This window comes from Aerococcus sp. HMSC10H05 (assembly GCF_001806975.1).
In the GTDB taxonomy this organism is placed as follows: domain Bacteria; phylum Bacillota; class Bacilli; order Lactobacillales; family Aerococcaceae; genus Aerococcus; species Aerococcus viridans_B.
The window spans coordinates 1-15,273 of sequence record NZ_KV787010.1; the positions used below are offsets into that span (position 1 = coordinate 1).

Annotated in this window: 10 protein-coding genes and 1 other annotated feature; of the genes, 8 read left to right on the forward strand and 2 right to left on the reverse strand. The window is 35.8% G+C overall.

The window, feature by feature from the left end; genetic code table 11:
* Nucleotides 1-128: 128 nt before the first annotated feature.
* Both HMPREF3116_RS08245 and HMPREF3116_RS08250 read right to left on the reverse strand, forming a co-directional pair.
* Nucleotides 129-1,067, reverse strand: a complete 939-nt coding sequence (locus HMPREF3116_RS08245; protein WP_070469127.1) for a nucleoside hydrolase — start codon at nt 1,065-1,067, stop codon at nt 129-131.
* 138 nt (nt 1,068-1,205) lie between these two features.
* Nucleotides 1,206-2,405 (reverse strand): NupC/NupG family nucleoside CNT transporter, encoded by a 1,200-nt coding sequence (locus tag HMPREF3116_RS08250; RefSeq protein WP_070469128.1) that lies wholly within the window; start codon nt 2,403-2,405, stop codon nt 1,206-1,208.
* A 241-nt stretch (nt 2,406-2,646) separates the two neighbouring features.
* Here HMPREF3116_RS08250 and clpX point away from each other — a divergent pair, with 241 nt between their 5' ends.
* From clpX to argC, 8 genes are all read left to right on the forward strand, one after another.
* Nucleotides 2,647-3,903, forward strand: coding sequence for an ATP-dependent Clp protease ATP-binding subunit ClpX (gene clpX, locus HMPREF3116_RS08255; RefSeq protein ID WP_070469129.1), 1,257 nt, complete (start codon nt 2,647-2,649; stop codon nt 3,901-3,903).
* A gap of 84 nt (nt 3,904-3,987) precedes the next feature.
* The gene (yihA, locus tag HMPREF3116_RS08260; protein WP_070469130.1) at nt 3,988-4,593 is read left to right on the forward strand and encodes a ribosome biogenesis GTP-binding protein YihA/YsxC; all 606 of its coding nucleotides are present in this window, start codon (nt 3,988-3,990) and stop codon (nt 4,591-4,593) included.
* Nucleotides 4,594-4,684: 91 nt separating this feature from the next.
* The gene (gene dnaG, locus HMPREF3116_RS08265; RefSeq protein WP_246819083.1) at nt 4,685-6,580 is read left to right on the forward strand and encodes a DNA primase; all 1,896 of its coding nucleotides are present in this window, start codon (nt 4,685-4,687) and stop codon (nt 6,578-6,580) included.
* A 42-nt stretch (nt 6,581-6,622) separates the two neighbouring features.
* The gene (rpoD, locus tag HMPREF3116_RS08270; RefSeq protein ID WP_070469132.1) at nt 6,623-7,747 is read left to right on the forward strand and encodes an RNA polymerase sigma factor RpoD; all 1,125 of its coding nucleotides are present in this window, start codon (nt 6,623-6,625) and stop codon (nt 7,745-7,747) included.
* A 768-nt stretch (nt 7,748-8,515) separates the two neighbouring features.
* Nucleotides 8,516-11,680, forward strand: a complete 3,165-nt coding sequence (gene carB, locus HMPREF3116_RS08275) for a carbamoyl-phosphate synthase large subunit (RefSeq protein ID WP_070469133.1) — start codon at nt 8,516-8,518, stop codon at nt 11,678-11,680.
* A 120-nt stretch (nt 11,681-11,800) separates the two neighbouring features.
* Nucleotides 11,801-12,012 (forward strand) — a binding site (T-box leader).
* 304 nt (nt 12,013-12,316) lie between these two features.
* Nucleotides 12,317-13,180, forward strand: a complete 864-nt coding sequence (argB, locus tag HMPREF3116_RS08280) for an acetylglutamate kinase (protein WP_070469134.1) — start codon at nt 12,317-12,319, stop codon at nt 13,178-13,180.
* A 14-nt stretch (nt 13,181-13,194) separates the two neighbouring features.
* On the forward strand, nt 13,195-14,220 hold the full coding sequence (argF, locus tag HMPREF3116_RS08285; protein ID WP_070469135.1) for an ornithine carbamoyltransferase: 1,026 nt from the start codon (nt 13,195-13,197) through the stop codon (nt 14,218-14,220).
* The gene (argC, locus tag HMPREF3116_RS08290) at nt 14,221-15,261 is read left to right on the forward strand and encodes an N-acetyl-gamma-glutamyl-phosphate reductase (RefSeq protein ID WP_070469136.1); all 1,041 of its coding nucleotides are present in this window, start codon (nt 14,221-14,223) and stop codon (nt 15,259-15,261) included.
* Nucleotides 15,262-15,273: the final 12 nt, after the last annotated feature.

The following is a 15,273-nucleotide window of genomic DNA, read 5'->3' on the forward strand; positions in this document are numbered from 1 at the left end:
AATTTCCCACCAACACTATTTATCATAGAACCTTTAAGATTATTCGAACATAAAAGCCAGTGAGTTACTGGCTTTCCCATATGTAGAAAAAAACCGAGCCTGTGCTCGGTTTTTTTACGCGCTAACTATTAAAATGCTTTTTTGATAGTATCTAAGAAATGTTTGTTGTATTTTTCTGCGTCAACACCTAGCGCAACAAATACATTTGGTTTTTCGTTACGATTTAATGCTGATTGATCTTGAACTAAGCGCCCCTCTTGCTCGCCGTATAAGCTCTTGATGCGGAATGTTTCACCAGTCACCCAGTCGCTGTTAAGTGCAACAGAGACAGCCAATGGGTCATGTAATGCACAACCTGTAAGGTCTTCATATGAATTAGCGTAAGCTTTAAAGTAGTAAGTGACAATTTCATGGAAAACTTGGGCAGCTTCAGACATTTCTAACCAAGGTGCAATATCAGTGTCGGTGATTAGCGTTCGTAAAGTAACATCTAAACCAATCACTTTAATAGGCAATCCAGAATCGAAAACAATATTATTTGCTTCAGAGTCTTTCCAGAAGTTTGCTTCAGCAAAGGGGCTAACATTTCCTGGTACAGTTAGCGCACCGCCCATTGATACAATACCTTTAATTTTTTGCATAGCAGGTAGATCCTTTTGAATTGCTAATGCAGCATTTGTTAAAGGTCCTGTTGTTACTAAGACTAATTCTTCACCGTATTTGTTTGCAGACTCAATAATAAAATCGATAGCACCTTGATCAGAGATATTATTGCCAGCAGGTAATTCAATATTCCCTAGGCCATTTAGCCCATGAAAGATACCAGATGCTTTTTCTTGGATATAATCTTCACTTGCGCCAATCTTGTGGGCAGCGCCTCGGAAAACCGGAATGTCTTCGCGGTCCAATAATTTTAATACCGCTGAGGCATTGTGGACACACTTGTCAACTTCAGCATTTCCAAATACAGATGTAATACCGATTACTTCTGCATCTTCTTCGCCCAAAGCAAGTGCAATAGCCATTGCATCATCAATACCCGTATCAAAATCTAAGATTAATTTCATATTTAAACCCCCTAAAAAGTTGGATATTTTAATATCTTATCCTAAGTAAAGTATAAGGCATTGGCTTTCAAATTGATAGAAGAAAGACAATGCCTTATACAAGTTTATTAAAATGGATTGATGAACCAGCTTTCTAAATTAGAAGAAGAAACCAACTATTGTTGCTGAAATCATAGATACTAAGACTGATGCAATGATTAAACGCCATGTATTGTTTGCGATAACTTTGGCCTGTTTAGTTGACATAATTTTTACAGAAGCAATAATCATGCCGACAGTTGCGATATTTGAAAATGAGATAACATAAGTTGACATCATTGCCATTGTTTTCTCTGTTATTTGTCCTGCAACCGCTTGAACTTCACCTAAGGCGACAAATTCATTGGTTAATAATTTGGAAGCCATGATAGAACCAGCGCTTACGATATCCGTACTTGGAACACCCATTATATATGCAAGGGGGGAGAAAACGTAACCAAGGATAGTAAAGAAATCTATGCCAAATACCAAACTAGCTAATGAATTAAGGAAGGTAATTAAAGCTGTAAAACCAATTAATGATCCAGCAATTGCTAAAGCAATTTGGAAACCACTAGAGATGTAGTCGCTCAATACGGAGAAAAAGTTTTCTTCTTCAATACCTTCATTTTCCTTAGCTTCTTCAATAGGGTTAAAATCTACCTGAAGAGTTTGTGGATTATATGGTGTCATCAATGAGACGATGACGAAAGCGGCAAAGACATTTAAAAGAATGGCTACTACTACAAATTTACCATCAACCATTTGCATATAAGAAGCAATAGTCGTAGCAGATACACAAGATAACCCCATTAACGCAAATGTAAATATTTGTTCGGGCGAGAATTTATCAATGTAGCGCTTAATTGTAATGAAACCGTTTGATTGGCCAAGCATGGCCATCATGATAGCAATATATGATTCATTTTCCCCCATACCAGTCACCTTATTAAGGGCTTTACCTAAGAATTTAGCGATAAATGGTAGGACGTTAATATATTGAAGGATACCAATCAAACCAGAAATAAATACGATTGGCATTAAAACGTTTAGGAAGAAAATACCATATCCTGTGGATCCCTCACCAAAAACAAATTCGGTACCACCATTTGCTTGTAAGATTAACCAGTTAAAGAACTCTGATATACCTTCCAAAATTGCGATCCCAAAGCTTGTTCTTAAACCAACGAAGGCTAAAACAAACATAATAATCAATAAAATGCCTACTTGTTTAATACGGGCGTTCTTACGGTCTTTACTAAGTAATAAAGCAATAAGTCCAATGACAATTAGACCGATAATTCCGCGAATAATACTCATAGTGATCTCCTTTTCTTATTTTTATTCAAATTTTTGCACTGCTAATCATTATAAAATATTGACTAGTAAAATACTAGTAATTTAAAAGAATTCCCGAACGATAAACTGGTTACATTTTTAGACTTATCATATATGATATACAATAGACCTAAAACATATAAAATGAAGACATTTAAATTGACTTAAAGTCAAGAATTTGGCACAATAAGATGATGTAAAAAGGGAAAGGAGAACGGATAGCATGTATAATGATGATGAACAAACAACGATTCACTGTTCTTTTTGTGGAAAATCACAAGATGAGGTAGACAAAATCATCGCTGGACCGGGTGTTTATATCTGTAATGAATGTGTAGCACTGTGTCAGGAAATTATTGATGAAGAAGTTAGCCAAGAACGACAAGAATCTTATACAATGGTTGAACCACCAAAACCAACTGAAATTCGTTCCATCTTAGATGATTATGTTATTGGCCAGGATCAAGCCAAAAAGACTTTGTCAGTAGCAGTATATAACCATTACAAACGTATTTCTTCTAACAACGAAGCTGCTGATGATGACATTTCTCTTCAAAAGAGTAATATTCTATTAATGGGACCAACTGGTTCAGGAAAAACATACTTAGCTCAAACGTTAGCGCGTATTTTGGACGTGCCATTTGCGATTGCGGATGCAACGACATTGACAGAAGCGGGTTATGTTGGGGAAGATGTTGAAAATATCTTAGTCAAATTAGTACAGGCTGCTGATTTTGACGTGGAGCGTGCCCAAAAAGGGATTATATATGTTGATGAGATTGATAAGATTGCGCGTAAATCAGAAAATGTTTCCATTACACGTGATGTCTCTGGTGAAGGTGTTCAACAGGCGTTACTGAAAATTTTAGAAGGAACTGAAGCAAACATTCCGCCACAAGGTGGGCGTAAACATCCACATCAAGAATTGATTCAAGTAGATACAACCGATATACTCTTTATTGTAGGTGGTGCCTTTGACGGTATTGAACCAATTATTAAAGAACGCCTCGGGGAAAAAGTGATCGGTTTTGGTAATAGTTCAAAGAATCAGATTTTAAATGATAATGATGCGATTATGCAACAGGCTATTCCTCAAGATTTACAAACATTTGGATTAATTCCTGAATTTATTGGTCGTTTACCAATTATGGCTAACTTAAATAAGTTAACCAAAGAAGATTTAGTTCATATTTTAACAAAACCAAGAAATGCTTTAGTAAAGCAATATCAGCAATTGTTAAAGATGGATGATGTTGAACTTACATTTACTGATGAAGCGCTTGATGCGATAGCACAGAAGGCTTTAGACCGTAAAACAGGAGCCCGTGGTCTCCGTTCAATTATTGAAGAAGCAATGTTAGAAATTATGTTTGAGATTCCATCTCGTGATGACGTCTCAAAAGTGACGATTACAGCTTCGGTCATTAATGATGATATTGAACCGGATTTATTTGATTTAGAAGGCAAAAAAATCGCTTAAATAAGTCTAAGCGTTGCAATGTATGAAATACAATGGGAAAGACTGGCTTTAGTCTTTCCTTTTTGTGTCAGAAAGGAGATTTTCATGGACGTGCATAATGTTGAATTTCTAATCTCAGCCGTAAGGCCAGAGCAGTATCCAGCTTCTACAATACCTGAGATTGCTTTAGCGGGACGGTCAAATGTTGGAAAAAGTTCATTTATCAATACGATGATTAATCGAAAAAAATTGGCTAGAACATCAAGTAAGCCTGGAAAAACACAACAGTTAAATTACTATCAAATTGAAGATTTGTTCTATTTTGTAGACGTTCCTGGATATGGATACGCTAGAGTGAGTAAAACTGAAAAAGCAAAATGGGGCGAGATGTTAGAAACATATTTTACTACCCGTGAAAACCTAGTTTTAGCACTTCTTGTAGTGGACTTTCGCCATAAACCAACCAAAGATGATATTCAAATGAAAGAATTCATGGATTACCATGGCGTACCTTATTTTGTTATCGCAACAAAAAGTGACAAAATTAAGAAAAGTCAATGGAATAAACACCTAAGTGATATTTATAAAACATTAGGATTAGAATCAATTGATCAAATTTTACCATTTTCAGCTGAAACAAAAAATGGTAGAGACGAAGCTTGGGAAATCATTCAAGCTGTTTTAGATGGCGAATTTGAACTTGAAGAATAATTATTCAAATAATATGTCCATATCGATTGCATTTTGATTTGGTTTCCGCTATATTTATTGTGAGTTTTTGCCGGCAAAAGTAGGTGGTCAATTGGCGAATTTTATTCCAGAGGAAGTCATTAATGAAGTCAAAAACAATGTAAATATCCTTGATATAACTAGTCAGTTTGTTGACTTACAAAAAAGAGGCCGTAACTATTTTGGTCATTGTCCATTTCATGAAGAACGTACGCCTTCGTTCACAGTAAATGAAGAAAAACAGATTTTTCACTGTTTTTCATGTGGTCGAGGGGGTAATGTTTTTCGTTTTATGGAAGAAATTGAAGGCTATACATTCCCACAAGCTGTTCAGAAAGTAACAGAACTTGGAAATGTTTCAGTCTCTTTCGACTGGTCTGCTCTAGAAGATGGACAGCAGACAAACAACTATAGTAATACACAGAATCGGTTAATTCAAATTCATGAAGAATTAAGGCAATTTTATCACTATTTATTGATGAATACTGAAAATGGAAATCTAGGATTGCAATATCTATATGATCGAGGATTGCGTAAAGAAACACTAGAAACCTATCAAATAGGTATTGCACCTGAAGATGGTAGGTTAGCAGCTCAGCACCTTTTAAATAAAGAATTTACGGTTGAAGAATTACAACTGTCTGGCATTTTTGTAGGGGATCAAGATCGTTTAAAAGATCGGTTTGCTGGTAGAATTATGTTTCCACTAAGAGATGTAATAAGTAAGACTGTGGGTTTCTCTGGGCGGATTTTACCTGGGTCGATGCATCAAAAGAACTATCCTGATGCTGCTAAATATTTAAATAGTCCTGAGACAGAAATTTTTGAAAAGAATACTTTCCTATTTAATCTTGATTTAGCTCAAAGTGAAGCTAGACGAGCCAAAGAACTTGTATTGTTTGAAGGTTTTATGGATGTAATTGCTTCTCATAATGAGGGTATAGGAAACGGTGTTGCCTCTATGGGAACAAGTTTAACTAGTAATCAAATTAGAGTGATTGAAAAGGCAAGCAAACAAATCTTAATTGCTTATGATGGAGATACTCCAGGTCAAAAAGCAACGTTACGAGCGATCAATTTGATTCAAGATCAAAGTAATCGATTGAAAATAAATGTGCTATCTTTTGAACAGAATTTAGATCCAGACGAATTTATACAAAAATATGGTGGCGAGAAGTATGCCAATTTTGTTATAAATAAAAGAATGAGTCCGATACATTTTATGAGAAACTTCTATCGGAAGAAGTTTTCTCTTGAAACGGACAATGGAAAGATTCAGTTTATAAATGTGATGCTTGAGGCGATTGCAAAAACACAGCAAGCGATTGAGCGAGATATTTATATCAGTGAAATTTCTGAAGATACGGGTGTATCTAAAGATACACTCTTGCAACAATTAGAGAGTTATACTTCAAATAAACAGAATTATCAATCATATCAGGAACAGGGCCATAGGTCATCTCAGTATTTTAATGATGGTAACCTAGCAGTGCCTGAGGTTGGAGTTACAAGAGGTCAGAAAAAGACACAACTTGAAAAAAGTGAATTGCTATTGTTGTATCGTTTACTCTATAATAGTGAGACATGGTTACTCATAGCGAATAAGGATTTTCATTTCCAATCTAGTGAAGTTGAAACGGTCTATATGCTACTGTCAGACTATAGGGATAGGAAACAAAACATAGATGGTGAAATAGATCCAGGAGACTTCTTACAAGCTTTAACAGGCGCTGAAGAGCAACGTTTGGTTGCTGAAGTATTGAACTTAGAAGTCGCCCCTGATATTGGTGAAGGTGAAGTGGAAGACCTTATTTATAATATACAAACTAAAGGGAGTATAGAACAAAAGATGCAAACTTTAGATGATGAAATTGCTTATGCAAAATCCGTAGATGATTTTGCACAAATTGGTATTTTGATCAAGAAAAAAATTGATTTATTGAAACAACTAAAAAATCGTAATAGTTAATTTAATGATGCTAATTTTTGATTTATGTTAGGAGCGAATTGAATGGCAAAGAAAAAAGTGGATGGTATCACACTTAACCAAGCTACCAAACAATTAATAGCTGAGAAGAAAATTTTTGGTACAATTCAGTATACTGATTTAAGCGATAAAATCGCACAACCTTTCGAATTGGATGATAAAGAAATGGATAGCCTGATTGAGAAATTCGAAGATCAAGGTATTGCAGTTGTGGATGAAAATGGCGAACCAACAATGCGCCAAATGGACAAAGAAGCCGACAAGGAAGCTGAAAAAGTGAAAAAAGAAGAGGTAGATCCTACTTCTGTTGCTTCTGATGTTAAAATCAATGATCCAGTTAGAATGTATTTGAAAGAAATTGGTCGTGTTGAATTATTAACGGCTGACGAAGAGGTTTCCTTAGCACAACGTATTGAGCAAGGGGATCCAATAGCTAAACAAGAATTAGCGGAAGCAAACTTACGTTTAGTTGTGTCTATTGCAAAACGTTATGTAGGACGTGGTATGTCTTTCTTAGATTTAATTCAAGAAGGAAATATGGGTCTGATGAAAGCTGTTGAGAAATTTGATTATCATAAAGGATTCAAGTTTTCTACATATGCTACGTGGTGGATTCGACAAGCAATTACTCGTGCCATCGCTGACCAAGCACGTACAATCCGTATTCCAGTACATATGGTCGAAACGATTAACAAGTTAGTTCGTATTCAACGCCAACTATTACAAGACCTTGGCCGCGAACCAACCCCAGAAGAAATTGGGGCTGAAATGGACTTACCAACTGAAAAAGTACGTGATATTCTTAAAATAGCGCAAGAGCCAGTGTCACTTGAAACACCAATTGGTGAAGAAGATGATTCTCATTTAGGAGATTTCATTGAGGACCTTGATGCTACAAGCCCAGCTGACTATACTTCTGCTGAATTATTGAAAGAACAATTAAACGAAGTACTAGATACTCTGACAGATCGTGAAGAAAATGTGTTGCGTTTACGTTTTGGATTAGAAGATGGTCAATCGAAGACATTAGAGCAAGTTGGGCAACAATTTGGTGTTACTCGTGAACGAATTCGTCAAATTGAAGCGAAAGCTTTGAGAAAGTTACGCCACCCATCTCGTTCAAAACAATTGAAAGATTTCTTAGAATAAATATATTAGAGAAGATGAGACAAAAGTCGTTTAGCGTTGACGTACTAGACCAACAGCCGAAGAATAACGAAATGTGATTGGCGTATTTTGGGTAGTATCGGACAAGGCTGACTTTTGAAACCCGATTATAAACATCTTTTATATAGCAAAGAGAGGCTGAGATATTTTTGTCGTAGCCTCTTTTTTGTTTACTAGAGAAATTTATTGACATCAGTAAATGGTTATCGAATGTATTCAGATTTTATCTATGTTCTTAGATAGTGAATTGTAGTTTAGCTCTAATGGGTAGCGCTTATAGCGTATTCGTTTTTATCTACTAGTATGCTTGATAAAGTTCTGCCATCTAGTAAAAAAATAAAATAATGGCCATATAAAATACAAAAATTGTATTATATATATTTGAATACTGTTAGGAGATATCAGTTACTAATTTATTACATATATAGTAATAAATGGTTTTTTGATAATAAAATAGTTGTGAATAAATGAGAAATATATATTTTTTTTCATTTTCTGTTTGACCTATAATTCAACATAGCGTAAAGTACATCAGAGGAAAAACTACTTCACAAACGTGTATAGAGTCGACTGACCAAGAATTACACTGAACTGCTTATGAAAGCACGTGAAGATATTTTTTTAATAAGCCAATCAGCATCTAATTTCTAATAAATCCTTAGTTTCAGACATTTATTTGGAACTAAGCGATTTAGGGAAATTGGTGGATTTGTTATGCAATCGGTAGGCCATTAGAAAAGGGGAAAAAATATGCCAAAGAGAACAGATATTCACAAAATTCTAGTTATCGGATCAGGTCCAATTGTTATTGGACAAGCTGCCGAATTTGACTATGCTGGAACCCAAGCTTGTCTTGCTTTAAAAGAAGAAGGCTACGAAGTTGTTCTGATTAATTCGAATCCAGCGACCATAATGACTGATCGAAAAATAGCAGACAAAATATATATCGAGCCGATTACTGAAGAAATGGTTTCTAAGATCCTTTATGATGAAAAGCCAGACGCAATTTTACCCTCGTTAGGTGGTCAAACGGGTTTAAATATGGCTTTGACATTGGATGCTTCTGGAATTTTAGAAGAACTAGGTATTGAATTAATAGGGACCAACCTAGAAGCGATTGATCAAGCTGAGGATCGAGAATTATTTAAAAACTTGATGACGTCAATTGGTCAACCAGTTCCTGATTCAACCATTGTGCACACAGTTGATGAAGCAATCGATTTTGCCAATTCTATTGGCTACCCTATCATTGTACGCCCAGCTTTTACAATGGGTGGATCAGGCGGTGGTATTTGTGAAGATCAAGATTCACTTGAACAGATTGTTAAAAATGGTTTGACGTTATCACCGGTAAGCCAATGTCTAATTGAGAAATCTATTGCTGGTTACCAGGAAATAGAATACGAAGTAATGCGAGATAGTTCGGGAGAAGCCAAAGTAATTACATCTATGGAGAATTTCGATCCAGTAGGTGTTCATACGGGTGATTCAATTGTATTTGCCCCTAATCAATCTCTTAACGATGAACAGAATGATTTGCTAGCTGAAGTTGCACTTAAAATTATTCAAGCTTTAGAAATTGAGGGTGGTTGTAATGTGCAATTGGCTCTAAAACCTGATAGTAATGAATACTATATTATCGAAGTAAATCCACGTGTCTCGCGTTCTTCAGCTCTAGCTTCAAAAGCAACAGGATTCCCTATCGCTCGTGTAGCAGCCAAAATCGCAGTAGGTTACTGCTTTAATGAGTTGTATAACCCTTACACGAAGACGCATTTTTCTGACTATGATCCAAAAGATATCACTTATACTGTTGCAAAGGTACCGCGTTTTTCTAATGATAAATTTAAACATGCCGATAGAAGCTTGACGACGCAAATGAAGGCTACAGGTGAAGTCATGTCACTTGGGCAATCAATTGAAGAATCTTTACTAAAATCTATTCAATCATTGGATAATGGCCATGCTCATTTATTTGATGTGGATGCTAGTAACGCTTCAGATGAAAAGATTATGAAAGAGCTAGTAGAGGTAAAAGACGATCGGATATTCTATCTAGCTGAAGCAATTCGTCGCGGTATGAAAGTTGAAGAGGCATATGAATTAACTAAAATTCGTCCATTATTCCTTCAAGCTATCAAACATATCGTAGACATCGAAAAAGCTATCAAAGATCAACCTCAAAACTTTGAAATAGTAAGAGAGGCGAAAAAGAATGGCTTTGATGATCAAACAATTGCAGAAATTGCTGGCTTAACTGCTAGCGAAGTGAAGGACCTTAGAGAATCCAATGGCATCACGCCAAACTTTATTCCGGTTACAATTTGGGGAATGGGAGATTATGGTGAATCTGGTTACTACTTCACTTCTTATAACGGAGAAAACAAGCCAAAAACGACTACAGATAAGCAATCTGTCTTAGTTTTAGGATCTGGTCCAATTCGAATAGGTCAAGGAATCGAATTTGATTATGCGACAGTACATTGTGTTAAAGCATTACAAAAGGCTGGGTATGAAGCGCTAATCATCAATTCTAATCCAGAAACAGTTTCTACAGACTTTTCGATATCTGACAAATTATTCTTTGAACCCGTTACTTTTGAAAATGTTATGGCAATTATTGAACGTGAACAACCGGTAGGTGTGATGATTCAATTTGGTGGCCAAACAGCAATTAACTTGGCCAATGATTTAACTCAAGCAGGTGTTCAAATTCTTGGGACATCAGTTGAAGATATGAATCGTGCAGAGGATAGAAAACTATTTGAACAGGCCTTAAAACAATTAGGAATTGCACAACCAAAAGGAGATACAGCTTTGAATTTAGAAGAGGCTCTTGCAATACCTGAAAAAATAGGTGGCTATCCAGTTTTAGTTAGACCTTCTTTTGTCTTAGGTGGTAGAGGAATGGAAGTAGTTTATAATCAAGAAGATTTAACTAAATATATTAATGATGCTTTGGTTGAAAGTAAAAAATTAAACCGTGAAGCACCAATTTTAATTGACCATTATGTGCAAGGAATAGAAGTTGAAGTGGACGCTATTTGTGACGGACAAGATGTCTTTATCCCAGGAATTATGGAACATATTGAAGCTGCTGGTGTTCACTCTGGGGATTCTATGGCCGTATTCCCGACACAAAGATTGTCTCAACCAGTGATTGATCAGGTTATAGAAGAAACAGTTAAAATTGGTAATGGCTTAGGAACTATTGGAATGGTAAATATTCAATTTATCGTAGAGAATGAAGAAGTTTTTGTAATCGAAGTGAATCCGAGAGCAAGCAGAACTTTGCCTTTCCTATCTAAAGTGACTGATATTGAGATTGCACAAATTGCTACTAACGTGATTATGGGAACTAGCTTAAAAGCCCAAGGATTGGGAACTGGTTTATATGACTATACTGGAGATGAGGTACATGTAAAAGCACCCGTATTCTCTTTTACTAAGTTAAATGGTGTTGATCCTGCTGTAAGTCCAGAAATGAAATCTACTGGTGAAGTGATGGGTACTGGAAAAACTTATGCTAGTGCTTTACAAAACGCTTTTGAGGGAGCGAATATTCCTTTAATCAAAAAAGGCACTATCGTTTTCAATATATTCGAAAATGAATTAGAAGAAATTCAAAATAGTTTAAAAAATCTATATAAAGCTGGTTACGAAATAGTAGTAAATATTAATGATAGTTCAAAAGAAATAATATCTGAGGTCTTTACTAGCTTTAAGAATACTGAAGATTTAGACCAGTTTATCATTCAAGATAAGGGGCAAATCGTAGTAGATACCACAGGTAATGTACCTGGTTACGAAAGAGGTTTATCTACTAGAATGGCAGCTATTAGTCACCTTGTACCACTTTTTACCCATTTAGATACTTTTAAAGCTTATGCTACGGCTTTAGAAGAAAAAAGCTAGTTGCTTTCAATTAGTCTAATATCTACAAGGTTGTGTTATAAAATATATATCACCATATTTAAAAAAGGATTAAAATTTAATTGACATTATCATTATTTTCTAATAGAATAATAGAAATATTTAAAATCAAGTATGGAGAGAGTAGGTAACTATTGGATTTACAGCGAATTAGGATAGAGTGGAAGCCTAATATGATAAGGTTGCTGAACCGCACTTCATGGATAAATTGGTGAATGACAAGTAGTCAATTTCGCTGATGCAGCGTTAACAAAAATGAGTGAATTCGATTTGAATTAACTAGAGTGGTACCACGGATAAGCCTCGTCTCTATGTTCTATTTGAACATGGGACGGGGCTTTTTTTATATAATTGAATCAAAGATAAAGTTAGTAATTTGCGGTATATACTTAGCGAGGTAGTGACGGTGTGAGACTACTGATATTAACCAAATGAATCGTGCTTTATAGATTTCTTGTAAGGGTTAAACTGAACAAGGACGTAATATCCACGTTAGGATAAGAGATAGTCTTTTTCAAGTAGTTGTGAAAAGGCTAAGTAGAGTGGTATCGCGGTTAAACGCCTCTATATTTGCAATAAGCAGATATAGGGGTATTTTTTATTAGGAGGGGGATAAAAGTGATAGAAATTAGTAAGCAAGATATTGAAAAGGCTAATATTTTAATTGATTCGTTGGCCTATATAAAAGATTTTTATCAAAAAATTATAGTCATTAAATATGGTGGGCATGCAATGGTTTCTGAAGAAATTCGTCAGCGAGTAATTTCAGATATTGCTTGGCTATCTTATGTGGGTATGAAACCAATTATTGTGCATGGTGGTGGACCTGAAATTAACCGGATGCTTGAGTTACAGGCAGTTGAACCGCAATTTATGAATGGTTTGCGAGTGACTTCTCATGATGTGATGCGGACAGTGGAGATGGTATTAACAGGGTTGATTTCACCAAATTTGACAACTATGCTAAATGAAGAAGGGATTGCTGCTATTTCAATATCAGGTAAGGACAATAAGGTAATGGAGGCAGTGAAGAAAGATGAAGCGTTGGGGTTGGTGGGAGAAGTTACCAAAGTAAATACAGCATATCTGCATCAAATGCTTGCAGATAATATATTACCTGTTATTTCACCGATTGCTTATGGACCTCAGGGGGAGAGCTTGAATATCAATTCTGATGAAGCTGCAGCCGCAATTGCCTCAGCTTTAAAAGCAGAGAAAATGATCTATCTAACGGATATTAATGGCATATATGAGGATCCAGCTGATCCCACTAGCTTATATTCAGAAATGTCCGCTAAAGAAATTCAAATAGCAATTGAAAATGAAGTAATTACTGGAGGTATGATTCCTAAGGTAAAAAATTGTCTTAGTGCAATTCAATCTGGCGTTCACTCATGTCAAATTATTGACGGCACTATTCCTCATGCTATTATTTTAGAACTTTTTACTAAAAATGGCCTCGGTACAATGATTACAGCGTAAAAGGTGGTAAGAAAATGAATTTACAAAATAAAAACTTTTTAAAATTATTAGATTACACTAGTCAAGAAATTGAATTTTTGATTGATTTCGCCTTACATTTGAAGCATTTAAAGCAAGCCAATATTCCTCATGAATATTTAAAAGGTCAAAATATCGCACTTTTATTTGAGAAATCATCCACTCGTACACGTGCAGCCTTTACCGTTGCGGTAAATGACTTAGGTGGACATCCCGAATATCTTGGGGCTAATGATATTCAACTTGGCAAAAAAGAATCAGTCATTGATACGGCAAAAGTGTTAGGTTCAATGTTCGATGGCATCGAATATCGTGGGTTTGACCAAGAAGCAGTTGAACTATTAGGGGCGCATGCTGGTGTGCCAGTTTGGAATGGGTTAACTAATTCTTGGCATCCAACGCAAATGATCGCAGATTTTATGACGATAAAAGAAATATTTGGCACTTTAAAAGAGCAGCATTTGGTTTATCTAGGTGATGGTCGTAATAATATGGCGAACTCTCTAATGATTGCCGGTGCAAAATTAGGCGTGGACATAACGATTGCAACTAGTCCAGAATTAGAACCTGATCAAATGATTTTAAAGGCGGCAGAAGATATAGCGAAGACGACGCAAACTAAAATAATAGTTACAAATGATCCTTATGCAGCAGTTAAATCAGCTACGGTTATTTATACGGATGTGTGGGTATCTATGGGAGAAGAAGCCAGTTTTGAAGAACGTATTCAACAATTAATGCCATTTCAAGTTAACCAAAAGTTAATTGATCATGTAGAATCAGATCAGTTTATTTTCCTGCATTGTCTACCTGCCTTCCATGATGCAGAAACAACGTATGGACAACAGGTATTAGATCAATATGGCTATAAAGAAATGGAAGTGACCGATGAAGTCTTCCAGGCAGACTATGCTAAACAGTTTATACAGGCAGAAAATCGACTCCATTCAATTAAAGCAATCATGGCAGCTACCAATGGGCATCTATTTTGGCCAAGTCAAGCGATTAAAGGTGGTGATTAGATGATTAGAGTAGGTATTATCGGTGCAACCGGTTATACGGGTGAAGAACTTATTCGTTTACTGGTTACCCGTCCGGATATAGAATTAACTTGTTTAACCTCAAGAAATCAAGTTGGGACAAAGGTTCAAGATTACTATCCACATTTTAAAGGACTTATTGATCAAGCTTTCATAGCTTATGACCCCAACCATATTTTTGATTTAGTAGACGTATTATTTTTATGCTTGCCACATGGTGTTTCTATGGAAATTGCAAGCGCCGCACAGGGTTATGATGTGAAAGTGATAGATTTAGGGGCAGACTTCCGAATTAAAGATAAAGAAGTATATGAAGCATATTACGGTGTTCAACAAACAGAACCAGAACTCCTAGCTCAAGCAGTTTATGGACTGCCAGAATTGTATGCTAGAGAAATTCAACAAGCAAACTTAATCGCTAATCCAGGTTGCTTTGTAACTTGTAGCTTATTAGCTTTGCTACCTATTATCGATGCTGATTTTATTCAGAAGAATTCGATTATTATTGACGCCAAAACAGGTGTATCAGGCGCTGGAAGGTCAGCAAAAGCAGCCAACCTACTGACAGAATTAGGGAATAACTTTTATGCTTATAACCCACTAACTCACCGTCATATCCCAGAAATTGAACAAGTTTTAAATCATATAACAAAAAGTCCGGTAACTGTTCAATTTACCCCACACTTATTGCCGACTGAGCGTGGGATTTATACAACTATTTATGTAGACTTAACTTCAGAAGTTTCAGAAGACAAAGTCCAACAAATATACAAAAATTATTATCAGGATAACTACTTTATCCAAATTTTAGAAAAAAATCAATTACCACAGATGAAGGCTGTCCGTGCTAGTAATTTTACTCAAATTCAAGTGCAGATAGATAAAAGAACTAATCGTTTAGTTATCTTTGCTGTGATCGATAATCTGGTGAAGGGGTCAGCAGGACAAGCAATTCAGAATATGAATTTAATGTTTGGACTTGACCAAACTACTGGTCTTAGCCAAGCGCCCATTTTCCCGTAACGCTTTAAGAAA